Source organism: Flavobacterium sp. GL_143 (assembly GCF_057834355.1).
Genome location: NZ_CM174401.1, coordinates 4,713,999 through 4,734,740, shown reverse-complemented (window position 1 = coordinate 4,734,740; position 20,742 = coordinate 4,713,999). Strand labels below are relative to the sequence as shown.

Below are 20,742 nucleotides of genomic sequence, written 5' to 3'. Positions count from 1 at the left end.
TCCCGTTACAAAGTAAGTTCGTACAGAAAGTGTTTTTTGCAGGAAAAATAGTTCTTTAATGACTGTTGGAGTACTTTATTTTGGATATTATTAACAAATCCACGAATATCTGAATCAACATTTTTGAGTACTTTTGTGCCACTTTATAAAATGTAATTCCTCAATAATGGATAAAAAAATATTCTCCTTTTTGTTTTCTACACGATTAATGGCTGTCCTTTTTTTAACATTTGCAATTGCAATGGGAGTTGGGACTTTTATCGAAAGTAAATACAATACCGATACCGCTAGAATTTTTATTTACAATGCATGGTGGTTTGAGGTCATAATGGTCTTCTTCTTAATTAACTTCTTCGGAAACATAAAAAGATATCAATTACACAAAAAAGAAAAATGGGCTACCTTAATGGTGCATTTAGCTTTTATATTTATCCTTTTAGGAGCATTCATAACACGTTATATTAGTTACGAAGGAATGATGCCAATTCGCGAAGGCGCTGCCGAAAATCAAATCTATTCAGATAAAACATTCATTACCATTTTTGCCGATGGAGAGTACAAAGGCGAGATGAAACGCCGTGTTTTCGAGAAAAGCTTACTATTATCTCCAGTTGCCGATAACGATTTTAGTATTTCGGGTAAATTCAACGAAACTCCATTTGAAGTGGAGTATAAGGATTTTATCATGGGAGCAAAAGAGGTTATAAAACCAGATCCTAGCGGAATCGTATATTTAAAACTAGTAGAAGCTGGTGAAGGCGGACGTGAAGAGCATTTTCTTAAAGACGGAGAAGTTCAAAACATACACAATGTTCTGTTTGCATTAAACAAACCTACAGACGGAGCCATCAATATTAATACAACAGGCGAAACCTATACGATACAAACCCCTTTTGAAGGAGATTTTATGCGTATGGCCGATAAACTTAAAGGAAAAGTAACTAAGGATAATGTACAGCCATTAATGATGCGTTCATTATACAGCATTGGCGATATCCGAATTGTTTTCCCAGATCCAGCCGTAAAAGGAGTTATAGCTTACGAATCTAATAATGATTATAAAGCCAAAACCCATGAAGACGCATTAATTGTAAAATTAACAGCCGAAGGACAAGAAAAAGAAGTAACCTTATTAGGGTCTAAAGGTAAAATAGGAGACTTTAAAACAGTTAAAATCGGAAATATCGATTATACATTCTTCTACGGAAGTAAAGCTTATGTATTGCCATTTAAGGTTAAACTGAATGATTTTATTGCTCAGAAATATCCAGGAACTGAGAAAAGTTATTCTTCGTTCGAAAGCAAAGTTACCGTTATAGATTCAAGTAAAACATTTGATGCCAGAATTTATATGAACCATGTATTAGATTACAGAGGATTCCGCTTCTTTCAATCTTCATTTGATCCAGACGAAAAAGGAACAGTATTATCTGTAAACCACGATTTCTGGGGAACTAATATCACCTATTTAGGTTATTTTATGTTATTCTTCGGGTTAATGGCAATCATGTTTACCAAACATTCTCGTTTTGCCGACTTAAAACGCAAACTAGAAGTGGTAAAAAATAAAAAAGCAAAACTAATTACTATTTTAGTATTAATGTTGAGCTTTAGCGGATTTGCACAAGAGCAACATGATCACGACCATGACCACGATCATGCGGCACATAGTACAGACCCAAATCATGACCATGAGAAGGATCATAAACATGAACATGCACCACAAAGCACAGATCCAAACAATCATGCAAATCATGTAACAAGACCACCAAGTCAGAAACAACTTGATTCGTTAATAAATATCTATAAAGCGCCAAAAGAGCATGCTGCTAAATTTGGTCGTTTAATTATTCAGGATGCAGGCGGAAGAATGAAGCCTATTAATACTTTCTCATCAGAATTATTGAGAAAAGTAAGCCATGACGATACGTATAACGGAATGAATTCAGACCAAGTATTTTTGTCAATGACACAATACGCACAGGTTTGGATAGAGATCCCGATTATATACATAAAATCAGGAAATGATAGTATTCGTAAAATTATAGGAGTTGATAAAGATGCAGGATTTGCACCTTTTATTAAGTTTTTTGACGAAAAAGGAAACTATAAATTATCACCTTATTTAGATGCGGCTTATAAAGCAGCAAATCCGAATCAATTTGAGAAAGATTTTATCGAAACCGATAAAAAAGTAAATCTTATGGAATCGGCTTTAAGCGGAAGTATGCTTAAGATTTTCCCGATACCAAAAGATCCAAACAATAAATGGATTTCATACCTTGAGATTAGTAATGCTGGTTTAAAAGGAATGGACGAAACGTACGTAAAGCAAATACTACCAATGTATTTTGCTGCTTTAAACAACGCTTCGATAACCAAAGATTTTAAACAAGCCGATGAGTTACTAGAAAGTATTAATGGGTTCCAGAAGAAGTTTGGAAGTAAAGTACGACCAAGCGAAGAGAAAATTACATCAGAGTTATTGTATAATAAATACGATGTGTTTAAAAAGCTTCCGTATTGGTATATTACAGCTTCAATCCTGATGCTTATTTTTACAATTCTGAATATCTTCTTCGAGAAAAAGTCATTAAGAATAACAGTTAATGTTTTCCATATAATTATTGGAGCCTTATTTGGGTTGCATACACTAGGATTAATAGCACGTTGGTATATTTCGGGACACGCACCATGGAGTAATGCTTACGAGTCTATTATATATGTAGCTTGGGCAACAATGTTCTTCGGGTTGGCTTTTGACAGAAAATCTAAGCTTACCGTAGCATCATCTGCATTTGTAACAGCAATGATCCTAATGGCAGCATATATGAACTGGATTGACCCAGAAATAGCCAATTTACAGCCAGTTCTTAACTCATACTGGTTAATGATACACGTAGCAGTAATTGTTGCTAGTTACGGACCATTTGCATTAGGAATGATATTAGGATTTGTATCGTTGGTGTTAATATTCTTTACCAATAAGAGCAATAAAGCCAAAATGGATTTAAACATCCAGGAAATTACATACATCAACGAGATGGCATTAACAATCGGATTGATTATGCTAACCATAGGAAACTTTCTTGGAGGACAATGGGCCAATGAAAGTTGGGGACGTTACTGGGGATGGGATCCAAAAGAAACTTGGGCATTAATTAGTATCATGATTTACGCATTTGTAATTCACGCTCGTTTTGTACCAGCCTTACGCGGAAAATGGATATTTAACCTAATGAGTATGTTTGCGTTTATCTCAATCTTATTTACATATTACGGAGTAAACTTCCACTTAGTAGGATTACATTCATACGCAAGCGGAGAAGCACATTCACTAGACTGGATTTGGTATTCATTAGCAGCAATAACCTTAATAGGAGCCGTGACATACCCAAAATACCGCAAGTATTATAAAAAATAACAGATTATTAATTCACATAAAAAGGTTCAACTGCAAAGTTGAACCTTTTTTTATTTAGCATTTTTCTTAGTAACAGTACAGCTTTGCGAACTTTGCGTAAAAGCTTGCGTTCATTGCGGTAAAAAAAACTCAGTGCTTTTATTAATAAAATTTAGAAGCTATTTCCTGCTGTCCACTATATCTTTTTATTTTTAAAGAAAAAATAAAAAGGATGCCGTTCCCATCAGGGCTAGGACATCCATTTTCATGATAAAGCAAGCAATATAAATCTGCTCAATCAGCCAAATCTGCGAGAGTCATTGAGAAAGAGACTTCAGCGAAAGCTAACCGATGTAGTAATAGCTCTCCAAACTGTTTAGAGTTACGAGAGGAGACCCTTCCTCTGTCAGGGTGACAAGATTGAGAGACGCTGTGGTAAAACTAGTTGCAAAGTGTACAAAGATTTATACACAAACTAAGCAACCTTAGAACCTTTGCAACTCAGAACCTTAGTACCTTTTAAAAAAAATCCGTTTTTATCCGCGTTTTCGCCCAAGCGAATCAGTTAAATCTGCGTCCAAAACCAGAGTAAGTTGCTCTCCAAACTGTGTAGAGTTACTAGTGGAGACCCTTCCTTTGTCAGGGTGACAAGATTGAGAGATGCTGTGGTAAAACTAACTGCAAAGAGTGCAGGGATTTATGCAAAGTTCACAAAGAAACCTCACAAAGATTTATACACAAACTAAGCAACTTTGTCCCGAGGCTTCGGGATTGCAACTTAGAACCTCAGTACCTTTTTTAAAAAAACCTTTTCCTAAACCAAAAAGCAACATTAACCAAAGCAATCAAAGCGGGAACTTCGACTAATGGGCCAATTACGCCAGCGAAAGCTTGTCCGCTATTGATTCCGAAAACGCCAATGGCAACAGCAATCGCAAGTTCAAAATTGTTTCCAGTAGCTGTAAATGCAATCGCAGTAGCTTTAGAATAATCGGCACCAAAATATTTTCCTGTAAAAAAGCTAAATACGAACATTATTACAAAATAAAGAACCAGCGGAATAGCAATTCGTATAACATCCATTGGGATTTGTACAATTAATTCCCCCTTTAGGCTAAACATTATTAATATGGTAAAAAGCAAAGCAATCAATGTAATAGGGGAAATTGCAGGCACATATTTATTCTCAAACCAAGTGATACCTTTTAGCTTAATAAGAATATAACGGCTACCAATACCAAGTGCAAAAGGAATCCCTAAATAAATACCAACGCTTTCGGCAATTTGACCTATGGAGATATTTACATTAAAACCCGTATATCCAAAGTAAGGAGGTAAAACAGTAATAAAAAACCAAGCATAAATGCTATAAAGCAAAACCTGAAAAATACTGTTTAGTGCAATTAATCCAGCAGCATATTCACGGTTTCCATCGGCAAGATCATTCCATACAACAACCATTGCAATACATCGGGCTAAACCTATTAAGATTAAGCCAATCATATATTCAGGATAACCATTTAAGAATAATAAAGCCAAACCAAACATTAAAAAAGGACCTACAATCCAGTTAAGAAAAAGAGAAGCACCCAATACACGAGTATTTTTAAAAACTTCACCCATGAGTTCGTATTTCACTTTTGCTAGCGGAGGATACATCATAAGTATTAAACCAATTGCAAGCGGAATATTGGTAGTTCCGCTAGAGAAAGAATTGATAAAATCTCCGCTAGACGGAACAAAATAACCAATAGAAACCCCAGCTGCCATGGCAATAAAAATCCAAAGCGTTAAAAAACGATCAAGAAAACCTAGCTTTTTTCTTTCGATAGTAGAGGCGCAAGTATTTGCAGACATATTATTTGTTTATTTGTGAGAAAACATAAAACATTTCGGTAGCAATTTGCAAACTGCGCTCCTGATATTTCTCAAGTTGTAAAGGTGTATTATCAAATGCTTTTGGGTCTTCATAAGTAATCGGAATTCGCTTCTCGGAACCAGCAATAAATGGACAATCACCATCGGCTTGAGAGCACGTCATGATAGCTGCAAATTTGCTTACAGGATTAAAACTTGCATCAAATGATTTAGAAAATCCAATAATAGGATGTTCATTCGATGCAAATTTTATAGAATAAACCGGATTTTTACCTTCCGAAATAGTTTCGATTGTAAAACCAGATTTTTCTAATGTTTTTACTACCATTGGATACAAAGCTGTGGCTTCAGTTCCTCCCGAATAACTAGAAACGTTTTTTATGTCAAAATATGCCGCTGCAGTCTGCGCCCAAACTTGAGCCAGATGGCTTCTTCTCGAATTATGAGTACAAATAAAAACAAGCCTGATTTCTTGTAGCGTATTTACTCTATCTTGTATATAAACTATTAAAGGCTGCAAAACATTCTTTCGTTCATTGGTAATAGATTTAAAATCAAAAGAACGAATTGTGTTTTCGATTTCAGGAAATAGTATGCTCATATTTAATAGATTATGTGATTAGCAACAACTACCGCCTGGAGTACAAGAACTAGATTGATTTGATATATCCGAAAGACGAACTTTTGGTTTTTCAGATGGAATTCCGCATTGATCTTGAGCCAAGCAAGCCGTTTGTTTGTTTAGTAAAACAAAATCTTTACCATTAAAACCTAAATCATATTTGCCAATAGTAGTATCTTGATATTCAACTTCAATTTCAAAATCTTCGATCCCGATAGCTATCGGGACTAAAACCTTTTCCGAAAGTTCGATGATATGAACCAGTTTTTGAGGTTTTAATCTATGTTCATAATCATTGGCGTCCCAAAGTTGGAAGTTTACAACCGTTTCCTTGCGTACAGTTCCGCCACAATCGATAAAATTCTTGGTTATTAAACCAACTTCAGTTACGTGAAAATATTCGGGTACAAAAGTCCCATTTGGAAGCTGAAAATTAATAGCTTCAACTGTTTTTAAGATGTTTTTAATTTCTGAAAGTTTCATAATTTTTATTTTTTAATATTTAACAACATTCATTATTTCTTTTCTCCAAATGCGTTTCAACATGTTGGAAAAAGACTTTAATTTTTTCAAATCCCGATTCGTTAATGCAATAGCAAATAGCGTTTCCTTCGATATTACCTTTTATCAAACCTGCATTTTTAAGCTCTTTAAGATGCTGAGAAACCGTAGGCTGAGATAGAGGTAATTCGTTTACGATATCACCGCAAATGCATGCGTTAACCTTTAGTAAGTATTCTATAATGGCAATTCTTGCAGGGTGACCCAATGCTTTTGCCAGAATAGCAAGTTCGTTTTGGTTGTCTGTAAAGAAATCTGATTTAGTTGCTCCCATTGTTATATTTTTATATTGCAATATTACGATATAGATTTTAGAAAATAAATAAAATTAAGAAGAATTTATTATAATTGGTTTGTATTGATGTGTGTAGACTTAAAAAAAAGAGTATGAAAAACAGTATTCTTTAAATCGATTTTAGGCGATAATAGTAGTTATCCTGGGGAGAAATAAATTCTGAATTAAGTATTTTTGTTACAGATTTAAAAAGATCATTCGTAGACTAAAAAATATATAGATATTATTAATTCAAAAAATATGATAAGACAAATTGCCGAAAAATTATTAGGGCGTTTATTAACAAACAATGACGGATTTGATGTAGAAACAATTGAAAATGCAGAAACGAAACTAGGACAATCAATACCAGCAATATTGAAAGAGTTTTATATTACCGTAGGTAAATTGGATATTTTTATGTCTTCATTTCAGCGATTTCTAAAACCTGAAGATTTGTTTTATGAAGATGAAAAATTAGTCTTTCTAGAAGAAAACCAGAACGTATGTTATTGGGGCGTTAGTACAGCAGATACTTTAGTTTATCAAACTCAAAGTATAGATAATGCGGTATGGTATTCAGAAGAAATATTGCTTTCAGATTTTTTACAAATGATAATGTACGGACAATGTGCAGAAGGTGGCTATCCGTTTTCGGGTGCAATTTATGACATGGATCAAGATGAGTTATCAGAATTTATAGAAGAGATAACCACTAAAGATTGGCAAAAAGTTGTAGATCATAATAACTGGATTATTTATGAAAATGGCAGAAAACTAATTTGGTATTTTACAGATGATAATGGAAACTTATCAGAAGATTATCCCTTATTTGTCTCAACTCCAACCAAAGAAGACTTGTTGAAGATGGAAGAAGAGTTTGGTTTTTCAGATTTAGATTGATTTTTTTATAAGGTACTGAGGTACCAAGAGACAAAGGTTCAAAGGTTGCATAGTTTGTATAAAAAAATTAATCGCAAAGGGCACAAGGTTTTACGCAAAGTTCGCAAAGCTATTGTGATTATTTTATGTGCAAACTATGCAACCTTTGAACCTTTGTAACTCAAAACCTTAGCTCCTTTAAAAAACTTTGAACCTTTGTCTCTTGGTACCTCAGTACCTTTATTTCTCAGAACCTCCAAAAAAAACCTTTTGGAAACATAATTGCCAGTAAAACGCAAATCAGTAAAAAGTTATATTCCATTCCGTTTCTTCCACCGCCTACAACAAACCATCCTTCCTGAAAATGAACCAGAATAATCCCCATAATAAGTACGAAAATAGTAACGATTGCAGCAAAGTTGATATATTTATTGATAAGCAAAAGTACAGCAGCTACAATGTGCGATAATTTTATAGACCAAGCGAGGAATACACCAAAAGGAGCAAACCCAATTTGGTTTAAATAGAGATTTCCAAAATTATTAATGCCATTATCGAATATTCCAAAAACGCTGTGTGTAAGTAAGATAATCGCAACTGCAACTCTTAAGATTAATGTACTGTTCATAAATTGGTTTAGTATTGGTTAGTTTAGATTTTAAAAATAATAAAAAAACGCATATTAATTTGTTTTAATATGCGTTTTAAATTTTTATAATAAGTTGGTTTTTAAACCTTTCCTAAAGTATATAATTGATCCATTGTAGGACTTGGGCTTCCGCCTTCAGGTTCGAGTGTGATTCCAAAAGCTTCGGCATAACCAGTATTTTCTACCTTGAATATTTTTTGATTGTTAGAGTCAAATTCAGTCAACAAACCAATACTAGTAGGAGTAAGTACAGGACTTAATTTTAAAGCCCAAACCTGATATACTTTTCCTTTTGGAGGTTTTGGTAATCCAGCAGCATCAATATAAGTTACTTTAGTGTCTTTATTCCAATATGCTTTGGCAAAAGATTGTGGCGCAACAGCTTGTCCGCCTAGTGTAACTCCAGTGTTTTTTATATCCCTTACAATCGATAAGTTTTTCTCGGTGATTTTGCTTTCTTGGTCTAAGAGCGCATATTCACTTTTTAATTTATCTTTTTCACTACCTACAACTTCTATTGCTTGTTTAGTTTGGGTAAGTTGCACATACTGATAAGCAAAACCTAATAAGAAGAGTACAGCCGCTGCCCAACCAACATATTGAGACCAAGTAGAAGCTGGTTTCATATCGACAACTTTGCCGTGTTTAAGTTCTAGTTTAGCTTTAATTTTTTCAAAATTAGCTACCGAATGAAAAGGAGAAAAACTTGAAGACAATGCAACTATTGCTTTTTCAATTGCAATAATCTCATCATTAATTTCGTCATGTTTTTTAGCCATTGCGGCTACTTCTATGCTTTCGGACTCTGTAAGTAATCCGTAAACATAAAGCTCTAAAATTCCTGATTCTATATATTCTTTTGTTTCCATTATAATTTCAAATAAATTCGTAAGTCGTTAATACAATTTCTGTTTTGCGTTTTTATAGTTCCCAAAGGCATCGCAAGCTCTTCTGAAGCTTCTTGTTGCGTATATCCTTTAAAGAATAATAAATCGATTATTGCAATACATTTAGGTTTTAGTTTTTTTACAAACTCATGAATACCAATAGTATCTATTTTATTGACGAGTTTGTTACTGTCGTCAAGTAGATGTACGAAATTATCTGAAGAAAGGTTTTTTTGACTGTTATTGAAATTTTTTGAACGGAGTTTATCAATGGATGTATTCCTGGCAATATTAAGGATCCAGGTATAAAATCGACCTTTACTTTCGTGGTAAGAATCGATGTTTTTCCAAATTTTAACAAATACTTCCTGAAGCACATCTTCGGCTTCTTCTCTATTTTTTATAAGAACATTAATTACTGCAAATAAACTTTTGGAATACATATCGTAGAGATGTGTAAAAGCTTTTTCGTCTTTCTTATAAATTAATACTAATAACTCTTCTTGACTCATATTCTATAGATTTTGGGTGAATAAACACATGAACTTTAGTTTATAAATGGGGAATATTGGTAAAGTTGGTATAAATATAATTCAAAAATTTAAAGAAATTGTAATTTATTTCTAACAAGAAAACTTCCTAAATGCATGAAAAATAAAATATTACATTTTTTTTATTTTTTTAAAACCAAACTCAAACCAATCTCGTATATACAAAATAATGAAGGTCTGAATGGGGGATAATTTAGACTTAAATATTTGTTTTTAATCAGGGATAGGTTTCCATTCTAATGTATTTAGGATAGTAATGGTAAATATGGGGGATAATATTTTGCCATTTTCTACAGAGCAGACGAAGGAACGAATTCGGAAACCTTTTCCTAATTAAATTACATTTTACTTCAAAATTCCATTCACCAAAAGTTAGATTTAACCACAAAACGCTTAAAATTGAGTTATTAATGTCGTTTAAGGTTTTAAATTAAAGTTCGACTTGGCGATGAGTTATAAAAAGAATATTTTTGCCAAAAAAAATGTAAGAATAATCAATTCAAAATCTTGCATGCAAAAATAATTCAGATTATAAAATTCCCCAATGAAAAAATATTTATTAATACTCCTGATGACCTTTGGGTTAAAAAGTTACAGTCAAATTTTAAAAGGTATTGTAGTTGATGTAAATGGAAACACTATTGAAAATGCTTATATTTTTAATACAAAATCCGAAAGTCACGCACATACTAACGAAATTGGAAATTTTAGTATCGAGAAATCTACCATTGGAGATGTTTTAAAGGTTAGCGCTTTGGGATATAAAAAGACAACCTACACAATAACTGACTCAGATATCATAATTGCGCTAGAAGACGATAGTTTTAAATTAGATGAAGTTGTAATTCAGCCTAAAGTACTAGCTATGAATGTGATTTCGAAGATAGATTTGGAGGTAACTCCAGTAAACTCTTCGCAAGAAATTTTACGTAAAGTGCCAGGATTATTTATTGGACAGCATGCTGGAGGAGGAAAAGCCGAGCAAATGTTTTTAAGAGGGTTTGATATAGATCACGGAACCGATATTGCAATTACGGTTGACGGAATGCCTGTAAATATGGTTTCGCATGCACACGGACAAGGATACTCAGACTTGCATTTTGTGATTCCCGAAACGGTAGATAAAATAGATTTTGGTAAAGGAGCATATTATGCCAATAAAGGCGATTTTGCAACAACAGGATATGTTGATTTTAAAACCAAAGACAAACTAGAAAACAGTAGTATTGGTGTCGAAGTAGGACAGTTTAATACCTTTAGAACCGTTGGTTTATTTGACTTACTAGGAAAACAAAAAAAGCAAAGCGCTTATATTGCTACCGAATATATTATAACCGATGGTCCTTTTGATTCTCCTCAAAACTTTAATAGAGTGAATTTATTAGGGAAATATTCGGCTATACTTGATGATAATAGCAAAATATCGATTTTAGCCTCACGTTTTTCGAGCAAATGGGATGCATCAGGACAAATTCCGCAACGATTGGTAGATCAAGGGATAATTTCGAGATTTGGATCTGTAGATGATACAGAAGGAGGAAACACATCGAGAACAAACTTTAATGCTTCTATTCATAAAATAATTGACGAAAATACATTCTTAAAAGCCAATGCTTTTTATACTAATTATGAGTTTGAATTGTATTCGAATTTTACTTTTTTCTTAAATGACCCAATAAATGGAGATCAGATTAAGCAAAAAGAAAATAGAAATATTTATGGAATGAATGCCGAATTGAACAAGAAGGTTAAAACAGATAAATTAGATTTAGGATTTCAATGGGGAGTTGGATTTCGTAGTGACGCTACAACCGATTCTGAACTTTCGCATACACTAAACAGAAGAACCGTTTTAGAACAAATTAAGTTAGGAGATATCGATGAGTCTAATCTTTTTACTTATTTAAATTCTGAGATAAACATTGGAAAACTAATTATAAACCCAGCTGTAAGAGTCGATTATTTTAAGTTTAATTATCAGGATAAATTAACGATAGATTACAAAACACAATCAGAGAATAAAGTGAGAGTTTCGCCTAAGCTTAATTTTATTTATACTCAAAACAATAATTTGCAATATTATCTTAAATCGGGTATTGGTTTTCACTCTAATGATACCAGGGTAGTAGTGGCTAATAATGGAACAGATATTTTACCTATTTCTGTTGGAGCAGATTTAGGAACAATCTGGAAACCATTCCCTAATTTAATTGTAAACTCAGCTTTATGGTATTTATATTTACAACAAGAGTTTGTGTATGTAGGTGATGCAGGAATTGTAGAACCAAGTGGTAAAACCAGACGTATGGGAGCAGATTTAGGTTTGCGTTACCAATTAAACCAATGGTTGTATTTTGATTTTGACGGAAATTATACCTATGCCCGTAGTATTGATGAACCTAAGGGAGAAAACTATATTCCGTTAGCACCAGATTTTACTACAACAGGAGGATTAAGTTTTCATAAATGGAATGGATTTTCTGGAGGAATACGCTACCGTTATTTAAAAAATCGTCCTGCCAATGAAGATAATTCTATTGTTGCAGCAGGTTATTTTGTATGTGATATGAATGTGAATTATGATTATAAAAAATTCACTTTTGGAGTTTCAATAGATAATTTATTTAATACAGCATGGAATGAAACCCAGTTTGCAACCGAATCGAGATTAAAAAATGAGCCAGAAAGTGTCGAAGAAATACACTTTACGCCAGGAACACCCTTTTTTATGAAAGGAAGAATTATATACAAATTTTAATAAAATAATTTAATTTGTTTGTTAAAGAAGCCTAACGTTTATAGCGTTAGGCTTCTTTGGTTAATTAACAATTGTTCATCATAAAATAAAGTGAAGAACGAAATCAGGTAAATCAAATTTGATTAATTTTATAAAAAATTTAATTATGAAAAATATATTGTTTCTATTCTGTGGAGTTATGTTTTTATTTAGCTGTCAGAATCAAGCACAAACTAAAAAAAATAAAAACAGCAAAAGCGAAAACGTCATGGAAAAACAAACCATTTATCAGTTTAAAGTAGAAGACTTATCAGGAAATCCGTTTGATTTTGCTTCTTTAAAAGGAAAAAAGATAATGATTGTAAATACAGCTTCAAAATGTGGATTAACCCCACAATACAAGGATTTAGAAGCGATTTACAAAGAATATAAAGATAAAGGTTTTGTAATTGTTGGGTTCCCTGCAAATAACTTTGCATCACAAGAACCAGGTACAAATGAAGAAATTGGTGCTTTTTGCCAACAAAATTACGGCGTTACTTTTCCTATGATGGACAAAATCTCAGTAAAAGGAGATGATATGAATGAAGTATATAAGTTCTTGACTCAAAAATCTAAAAACGGAGTGCAAGATTCAGAAGTAGAGTGGAACTTTCAGAAATACCTAATCAACGAAAAAGGAGAATTAGTAAAAGTAATCTCTCCTAAAACATTGCCAACAGATCCAGAAATCATCAGTTGGATTAAAAGCTAATTAGCGTTTAAAATAAATAAAAAGCGATTTTCATTATTGAGAATCGCTTTTTTTATGGGTAAAAGTCTATTTATTTAAGTGATTTAGATTCTTATTTTTAATCGCAAACAAAATAGAAAGTAAGGATAATGTGATGAGTATTAAACCAAAATTCTGAACTAATCCAGAAATAGCCAACCCAATTCCTATTAGAACATAATACATTAGTCCAAATAAAGCACCAGCAGTACCTGCAACATCTCTGTATTTAATTAGAGCCTGACTTAATATATTTGGAATTGCCAGACCATATGCTACGATAATTAGCATCATAGGTATTAAAAAGTATAAACTTTGTTGTAATAATAGAACTCCTAAACTTCCTAAAGATGCAATTATTGTCGCAATTAGAATTAGACGATTAGCAGAAATGTTATTATGAATCAGTTTTTTATTTATCATACTACCTATAAAAGAGCTTATAGCTAAGATAATCCCACTATATCCAAACTGAGTTGAATTGTATCCTAATTTTTCAAAGATAAATGGAGTAAGCGAATAATAGCTAAATAACATTATGTTAAAGGCACTAACCAAAAAGGTGTTTAACCAAATAGATTTATCATTAAGTAACTTAATCAGGGTTATTTTGAAGTTAAGCTTGTTTGCTGATTCATTTTTTGTTTCAGGAAGAAATTTAAAGGACATTAAGCTCAATATAAAAGCTAGTAGCAGGAGAATTGAAAAAACTCCAATATGTCCATATTTTTCAGCAGCTATTCCTCCAGTTACAAGCCCAATGACAGGACTAATGGAAAGTGCGATTCCCACTATCGAAAATACTTTACTAAGTTCTTTTTTATCATAGATATCTCTGAGGATAGTTTGTGTTACTACAGAACCAACTGCTGCTCCAAAAGCTGATATTATTCGGGCAATTAGGATTATATTAAAATTGCTGGCTAATATGGCAAGAATTGACCCAATTGTGTAGATGATTAAGCCAGAAAGCATAGACTTCCGCCTTCCAATTTTATCTGATAGGATGCCCCAAAATACAACGCCAAGTGCAAAAGCGATAAAATATATTGATATGGTTTGGGATGCTTCTTTATTACTAACATCAAATTGCTCGACTATACTTGGTAGCGCAGGGCTATAAATTGTCTCTACAAATTGAGGAAACATTATTAAAACAATCAATATAGTTATAGTTGGTTTCTTTTTCATTGTGGTTCAATTGTAATTATTTTTTATTTTTAGCAAAAGTATCTTTATGATTTAGTATCTTATTAACGACATTGAGACTAAAAACATTAAAATAAGGACAAATGGCATTTATTTTAAAAGACAGTTATTTTAATCCTGATGATTTAGAGGCATCAGTTATTGGTATTGCATCAGATTTTACTAATCATGATTCGGGGTTGCATCAGCATGAAAAGGCGCAATTTTTATATGCTCCAAGTGGTTGTATTACAGTTATTAGTGAAAACAAAAAAAGTATTTTGCCTCCCACTATGGGAGTATGGCTTCCTGCAAATTTTCCACATAGAGTCATTACCCGAAATGTTGTGGCTTATCGCTCTATATATTTTGATACCGTTTTGTTTCCGGAAGTACCTGTAGGATTAACAATTTTGAATGTAAATAATTTATTAAAAGAGATAATAGAAAAAATCTCTTTTTGGGAATGGGATATGCCTTTTGATTTGCAAAAAAATGTATTATCGGTTTTTTGGGAAGAGTTTTATAGTGCAGCAAAAGAAAATCTAACATTAATAGTTCCTCAGGATTTAAGAATTAAACCATTTGTAGAACATTGGAATCTGGGAGAATCGTTACCACCTTTTTTAAAAAAATTAGCCATAGATGCTCTTGTAAGCGAAAAAACAATAGGTCGTATCTTTTTAAAAGAGACTGGCATGTCATATCAGGAATGGAGGCAACAATGGCGCCTTCAAAAAGCAATTGAATTACTGGCAGAGGGTAAAAATGTTGGCGAAACGGCTTATGCTCTCGAATTTTCAAGTGATAGCGCTTTTATCGAATTCTTCAAAAAATATTTAAGAGCAACACCAATGAAGTATTTTCAATAATCTTAATTTAATAATTTCGGTTATCAATAAAGTTTATTCTTCATGAATAAGAGGTGTTGTATTAGGTCATTACTTTAAGAGCTCTTGTTTTAAGGGCTCTTTTTTTATTGTAATACTTGTATGAATAATTTTTATATTTACGTAGTGCATTTAAAAAATGTCTTAATCTGATATTTTTTAAACATATTGAGCCGAAAATATTGTTTCATTTTGCAGTCTGGTTTTTTAGAAATAGAAGATAAATAACCAGATTAAGTAGTATTGACTCTATCATTGCCCCGCGATAGTTGATTAATAAAATACAATCCATTAGATTTTTCATTTAAATATGGAGGTTTTTTGAAATTAAATTAACGCAAAACCAACTTTGTTTTGTAAAAGGCTTAAGTAAAATATTCATGAAGAAAATCACACATCATTACGGGGTAGAGTTGGACTGGGTAGAGCCCCTGGCAAATCAACTTGAAGGAAAGGTTGATGGTAATTTTATTGTGGTACCAGATCATATTCATACAGGTTATAGGTATTTTTTAAGTTGTGACTTTGGAATCTCAGCACTTTATCTGGATGTTTTGTATCATTCAGACATTCATTACAGGCAAGAGAATAAAACAGATGATTTTATTGGTGTTTATTATAATCTTACCGAAGGAGAAGCTGTTTTTGTATCAAATGGTTTATCGAGTCCTATTGGCAGGTGGAATTATAATTTAGCTTTTGTAGACAGTAGCTTATATCATGATTACTTTGTTAAATCAGGTAGTCAGGTGCTTTCGCTTTGTATTTTTATAAAAAAAGAAGTGATAAAAGGGTATTTTAAAAACAATCCTTCTATAAAAGATCATGCAGATGATATTTTTAATCCAGAGCTTAATACGATAGTTAAATTAACAAGGATGACTAATGAAAGTTATAATCTTTTGATGAATTTAAAGGCTCAGAAGCCTGAGGATGGATCTTTTGAGCTACACTTAAGAGGTACGGTACAAAATCTTCTGGCAGAATATATAGAAAAAATGATTCTGGATGAGATTGTAGTCGACACTGTCAATGAGATTGATTTGGGTAGTATCATAAAATCACAAGCCTATTTAATCGAAAACTTAAATCACACTTTTCCAAGTATCAATTTCTTGGCGCAAGAGGCAAATATGTCAGAATCAAAGTATAAAAGCTTATTCAAGAAGATTACAGGAATGACTCCTAATTCTTTTTTCTTAACCAATAAACTCTTAGAAGCCAAACGACTTTTACATGAAAAACAATTAACGATAGCTCAAGTTTCACATGAATTAAATTTTACCAACAATTCTTATTTTACTGCTAAGTTCAAGGAATTATTCGGAATGTCTCCAAAGGATTTTATTAAACAACTGCAATAATGATCGAAATTAGTCACACTTATACTTTAACATCTGTATGGCAAAAACAACTTGTAAAACAACTTATTGAGCAACTTGGAGCAGAGTTAATAGATGATAAATTCTTGCAGATGCCTAAAAAAGTTGGAGATGGAGGTTTTTACTATACCGAGGTTGTTCCTGGACTATCTGTTGTAATTTGGGATTTAATATTTAAAGAAACTATTCTTATAAGAAAACTTAAATCCGATGAGGCTTTATATATAATTCATTATGATTTTAGCGATGAGATGAATCTAATTCATATTCAGGGGATAAAACATAAAATAGGATATAAAGCAAATTTAGGTTTAGGAGTATTTGATAATGCTATAGATAAGGTTTTTCAACCTGTTGTGGGAGAAAGGGTTTTTGCGATGCGATTATTGGTTGCCAAAGATTTATTAAAATTTTCGGTAGTAAACGGAGCTATAAAAGATGTTAATAAGCGTAAAATAAAAAGCGGAAAAAACACACTTTTTTTTTATGATCATATAGATAGTGAAAGCAAGGTCATTATGCACGCTATTAAAAGTAAATCCTTTCTGGATCCTGCTTTTGAAATATATTTACGAGGAGTAGCGCTTAGATTACTGGCAACATTTATCGATCGGTATTCTAATCTTGCACCCATGCTTCATCATATACCAGAAAGAGAGGCGGAAATTTTGAATACTACCAAAGATTATTTGTTGGATAATTTATATACAGGGTTTGTTGGGGTTGATTTTTTGGCTGATATGGCAGGAATGTCAGTTTCAAAATATATGTCTTTGTTTAAAAAAATGTTTATTAGTCCCCCGAATAATTTCTTTGTAAGAGAAAAAATGATTCTTGCCAGTGAACTTCTTAAAAGCGGCAAGTTTGATTCATTGCTGGATATTTCTCAAGAACTAAATTATACCAAGCTAAGTTATTTTACTTCAAAATATGCTCAGCAATTCGGAAGGAAACCTTCTGAAGATTTTGTTAAAGCCTCTTATTAAATCTTTTTATTCGACTCTGTTTTACTACTTCTTTTTGTTTAATAAATAATTCGCATTTATTTGATATTTAGACGCTTGTTGTTTACTGAATATTCAAAGTATGTCTTATTCTGTTACTTTTTAAACATATTGTGTCAAAAAGTTTGTGTCATTTTGCATTCTAAATTATTTAGTAATGGGAAATAAAAGAATAAGGCTAATACTAGTAGCACTATTGGCATATAGTGGTGCTTGGGCACAGCAAGATTCGCAATACACACAATACATGTACAATACAACAAGTATAAATCCTGCATATGCGGGTTCACGTGGCGTAATGAGTATTTTTGGTTTGCATAGGAATCAGTGGGTTGGGTTAGATGGCGCTCCGCTTACCAATGTCATATCTTTTAATACGCCTATTAACAATAGTAATGTTGGTTTAGGAATATCGGTTATCAATGATCAGATAGGACCAATGACAGAGAATGATATTGCGGCCGATTTCTCTTATACAATTAATACTTCGGTTAACTATAAATTATCTTTTGGGTTAAAAGCTACGGCAGGTTTACTTAATGTCGATTACACCAAACTAAATATTTATGATCCTTTAGATCCCAATTTTCAAGATAATATCGATAATAAGTTTTCTCCAAATATTGGAGCAGGAGTTTATTTACACTCAGATAAATTTTATGTTGGATTATCGATTCCAAAAATATTAGAGAATAGTTATTTTGATAAAAGTGCCTATAGTTATGTTGCCAAAGAGCGCATAAACTATTATTTAATGGCAGGATATGTTTTCGATTTAGACTACAATTTAAAATTCAAACCCTCCTTATTGACAAAAATGGTTGATGGAGCTCCTTTACAAGTGGATATATCGGCTAATTTTTTATTCGATGATAAATTCACCGCTGGAGTTGCTTATCGCTGGAGTGCAGCTTTAAGTGCGATGGTAGGTTTTCAGGTATCTGATGGTTTGTTGATTGGCTATGCTTATGATGCCGAAACAACCAGGTTGGCAAATTACAACTCAGGTTCACATGAGATTTTTCTACGGTTTGAGCTTTTTAAAAATTATACCAGAATCGTTTCTCCTCGATTCTTTTAAGATCCAATTTATTACAAAATAGAACTACATATGAAACTAAAATTACTATTTATATTTCTGTTCAGTATCAGTATTGCTTTTGCTCAAAAGAGAGAAGTTAAAACAGCAGATAAAAACTATGATCAATTTGCTTATATCGATGCTATAAAGGTTTACGAAAATATAGCCGGGAAAGGATATAAATCGACGGACTTATTTCAGAAACTAGGAAATGCATATTATTTCAATGGTGAATTGGCCAAAGCCGAAAAATGGTACACAGCACTTTTTGATTTAAAAGAAACCATACCAACAGAGTATTACTATCGTTATGCACAAAGTTTAAAAGCGATTGGAGATTATAAAGAAGCTGATGCAATACTGGATCAATTCAGCCTGAAATCTGGTCAGGATAGTAGAGCTCAATTGTATAATAAGCAAAAGGACTATCTGGAAGTGATTAAGAAAAACTCTGGAAGATATACTATAGAGAATGCAGGAATCAACTCGGAATACTCGGATTATGGAACTAGTTTTCTAGGTAATCAACTGGTTTTTACTTCGGCAAGAGATACAATGGGATTTGTAAAGCGCAGAGATAAATGGACAAATCAATCGTTTACCAATTTATATGCTGCAATTATTGATGATAATGGACATCTAAGTACTCCGAAACGATTTTCGGAAGTAATAACCACTCATGTAAACGAGTCAACTCCGGTATTTACCAAAGATGGGAAAACGATGTATTTTACCCGAAATAATTTCTTGGACGGGAAGAATCAAAAAAGCAAAGACAAAACGATTCTTTTAAAAATATACAGAGCAGTTTTAAAAGATAATAAATGGACAAATGTTGCCGAATTGCCTTTTAACTCCAATGAATATAGTGTAGCACATCCGGCGCTTAGTCCAGATGAGAAAACACTTTACTTTGCTTCGAATATGCCCGAAACCAAAGGGGATTCGGATATATTTAAAGTATCGATTAATGCTGATGGAAGTTTTGGAACCCCAGAAAATTTAGGAGATAAAATTAATACTGAAGGAAAAGAAACATTCCCTTTTATCTCGGAGGCAAATGAATTGTATTTTGCTTCGAATGGGCATCCTGGATTAGGCGGACTGGATATTTTTGTATCTCCATTAGAAAAAAACAATACCTACCAAAGAGTATTTAATATTGGGGCACCAGTAAATAGCAGTAATGATGATTTTGCTTTTTGGATTAATTCGCAATCAAAACAAGGATTTTTCTCGACAAATAGAGAAGGCACTTTGGGTTATGATGATATCTTCAAACTAAAAGAGAAACTTCCCTTAACCTATAATTGTGACCAAGAACTTGTAGGTACTATTACCGATGATGTTACAGGGATGCCTTTGGCTAATGTACAAGTACAATTATTCGACTCGAAATTTAATTTATTAAAAGAGGTTTATTCCAATGATAACGGAGCATATACTCATGAAGTTGTATGCGAAGAAAATTATTATGTACGTGTTTTACAGAAAGACTACGAAACAAAAGAAGTTAATGTTACGACTTCTCAAATTACAGGAAAAACACAACAAGATTTTGCTCTAAGTAAAAAAGTAAAAACAATTATTACAGGTGATGATTTAGCAAAAGTTTTTGGGATTTCTAATATTCATTTCGAATTGGATAAATCGAATATTAATCCAATTGCAGAGCATGATCTAGCCAAGATTATAGCTGTTATGAATGAATACCCAATGATGAAAGTTGACATTCGTTCTCATACAGACAGTCGCGCAAATATAGCTTACAACCAAAAGCTATCAGAAAAAAGAGCGCAGGCTACGATGAAATATATGATTAAAAATGGGATTGATAAAAGCCGACTAACGGCAAAAGGATATGGAGAATCACAATTGATAAATGGTTGTAATGATGGCGTATCGTGTACAGAAGAGCAACATCTAGCCAATAGGCGTAGTGAGTTTATTATAAATATGGGTAAATAGAAATTATTTAGTT

The 20,742-nt window shown here is 32.6% G+C and carries 17 protein-coding genes; 9 read left to right on the top strand and 8 right to left on the bottom strand.

The annotated features are described in order from the left end of the window. The first annotated feature begins 166 nt into the window (after nucleotides 1-166). Entirely contained in the window at nucleotides 167-3,424 is a 3,258-nt protein-coding gene (locus tag AC3IPI_RS19870) for a cytochrome c biogenesis protein (protein WP_489155174.1), read from the top strand. A gap of 777 nt (nucleotides 3,425-4,201) precedes the next feature. Here the strand turns inward: AC3IPI_RS19870 and arsB are convergent. From arsB to AC3IPI_RS19850, 4 genes are read right to left on the bottom strand one after another with little or no spacing between them, the layout of a single operon-like run. Then, nucleotides 4,202-5,260, bottom strand: coding sequence for an ACR3 family arsenite efflux transporter (gene arsB / locus AC3IPI_RS19865; RefSeq protein ID WP_489155172.1), 1,059 nt, complete (start codon nucleotides 5,258-5,260; stop codon nucleotides 4,202-4,204). Nucleotide 5,261: 1 nt separating this feature from the next. Next, nucleotides 5,262-5,882, bottom strand: coding sequence for an arsenate-mycothiol transferase ArsC (locus AC3IPI_RS19860; protein ID WP_489155170.1), 621 nt, complete (start codon nucleotides 5,880-5,882; stop codon nucleotides 5,262-5,264). Between the two features lie 18 nt (nucleotides 5,883-5,900). Beyond that, a complete protein-coding gene (locus tag AC3IPI_RS19855) occupies nucleotides 5,901-6,386 on the bottom strand; it encodes a DUF6428 family protein (protein ID WP_323489390.1) in 486 nt (161 codons plus the stop codon). Between the two features lie 19 nt (nucleotides 6,387-6,405). After that, complete coding sequence (locus AC3IPI_RS19850; RefSeq protein ID WP_039114258.1) at nucleotides 6,406-6,738, bottom strand: ArsR/SmtB family transcription factor; 333 nt, start codon at nucleotides 6,736-6,738, stop codon at nucleotides 6,406-6,408. 261 nt (nucleotides 6,739-6,999) lie between these two features. Between AC3IPI_RS19850 and AC3IPI_RS19845 the strand changes: the two genes are divergently transcribed. Next, complete coding sequence (locus tag AC3IPI_RS19845; protein WP_489155167.1) at nucleotides 7,000-7,641, top strand: hypothetical protein; 642 nt, start codon at nucleotides 7,000-7,002, stop codon at nucleotides 7,639-7,641. A 226-nt stretch (nucleotides 7,642-7,867) separates the two neighbouring features. Here AC3IPI_RS19845 and AC3IPI_RS19840 read toward each other — a convergent pair whose 3' ends face one another. The 3 genes from AC3IPI_RS19840 to AC3IPI_RS19830 form a co-directional block, all read right to left on the bottom strand. Beyond that, nucleotides 7,868-8,248 carry a DoxX family protein gene (locus tag AC3IPI_RS19840; protein WP_489155166.1) on the bottom strand — a complete coding sequence of 127 codons (381 nt, stop codon included), beginning with the start codon at nucleotides 8,246-8,248 and terminating at the stop codon, nucleotides 7,868-7,870. A 101-nt stretch (nucleotides 8,249-8,349) separates the two neighbouring features. Continuing rightward, complete coding sequence (locus AC3IPI_RS19835; protein WP_039114255.1) at nucleotides 8,350-9,138, bottom strand: anti-sigma factor; 789 nt, start codon at nucleotides 9,136-9,138, stop codon at nucleotides 8,350-8,352. After that, a complete protein-coding gene (locus AC3IPI_RS19830) occupies nucleotides 9,138-9,668 on the bottom strand; it encodes an RNA polymerase sigma factor (RefSeq protein ID WP_039114254.1) in 531 nt (176 codons plus the stop codon). The genes AC3IPI_RS19835 and AC3IPI_RS19830 overlap by 1 nt, the downstream gene beginning before the upstream one ends. Nucleotides 9,669-10,251: 583 nt before the next feature. On the opposite strand from AC3IPI_RS19830, the gene AC3IPI_RS19825 reads away from it, so the two are divergent. Together AC3IPI_RS19825 and AC3IPI_RS19820 are read left to right on the top strand one after the other, a co-directional pair. Then, on the top strand, nucleotides 10,252-12,465 hold the full coding sequence (locus AC3IPI_RS19825; RefSeq protein WP_489155164.1) for a TonB-dependent receptor: 2,214 nt from the start codon (nucleotides 10,252-10,254) through the stop codon (nucleotides 12,463-12,465). 145 nt (nucleotides 12,466-12,610) lie between these two features. Next, nucleotides 12,611-13,198: a glutathione peroxidase gene (locus AC3IPI_RS19820; RefSeq protein WP_489155162.1), complete on the top strand. Its 588-nt coding sequence runs from the start codon at nucleotides 12,611-12,613 to the stop codon at nucleotides 13,196-13,198. 66 nt (nucleotides 13,199-13,264) lie between these two features. Here AC3IPI_RS19820 and AC3IPI_RS19815 read toward each other — a convergent pair whose 3' ends face one another. Beyond that, nucleotides 13,265-14,407, bottom strand: coding sequence for a multidrug effflux MFS transporter (locus AC3IPI_RS19815; RefSeq protein WP_489155160.1), 1,143 nt, complete (start codon nucleotides 14,405-14,407; stop codon nucleotides 13,265-13,267). 101 nt (nucleotides 14,408-14,508) lie between these two features. Here AC3IPI_RS19815 and AC3IPI_RS19810 point away from each other — a divergent pair, with 101 nt between their 5' ends. From AC3IPI_RS19810 to AC3IPI_RS19790, 5 genes are all read left to right on the top strand, one after another. Beyond that, nucleotides 14,509-15,276, top strand: a complete 768-nt coding sequence (locus AC3IPI_RS19810; RefSeq protein WP_489155158.1) for an AraC family transcriptional regulator — start codon at nucleotides 14,509-14,511, stop codon at nucleotides 15,274-15,276. A 398-nt stretch (nucleotides 15,277-15,674) separates the two neighbouring features. Then, nucleotides 15,675-16,658: a helix-turn-helix domain-containing protein gene (locus AC3IPI_RS19805; RefSeq protein ID WP_039114249.1), complete on the top strand. Its 984-nt coding sequence runs from the start codon at nucleotides 15,675-15,677 to the stop codon at nucleotides 16,656-16,658. After that, the gene (locus tag AC3IPI_RS19800) at nucleotides 16,658-17,662 is read left to right on the top strand and encodes a helix-turn-helix transcriptional regulator (protein ID WP_039120060.1); all 1,005 of its coding nucleotides are present in this window, start codon (nucleotides 16,658-16,660) and stop codon (nucleotides 17,660-17,662) included. The genes AC3IPI_RS19805 and AC3IPI_RS19800 overlap by 1 nt, the downstream gene beginning before the upstream one ends. 175 nt (nucleotides 17,663-17,837) lie before the next feature. Next, nucleotides 17,838-18,761 (top strand): PorP/SprF family type IX secretion system membrane protein, encoded by a 924-nt coding sequence (locus AC3IPI_RS19795; protein WP_489155156.1) that lies wholly within the window; start codon nucleotides 17,838-17,840, stop codon nucleotides 18,759-18,761. Nucleotides 18,762-18,791: 30 nt separating this feature from the next. After that, a complete protein-coding gene (locus tag AC3IPI_RS19790) occupies nucleotides 18,792-20,729 on the top strand; it encodes an OmpA family protein (protein ID WP_489155154.1) in 1,938 nt (645 codons plus the stop codon). Nucleotides 20,730-20,742 lie beyond the last annotated feature (13 nt).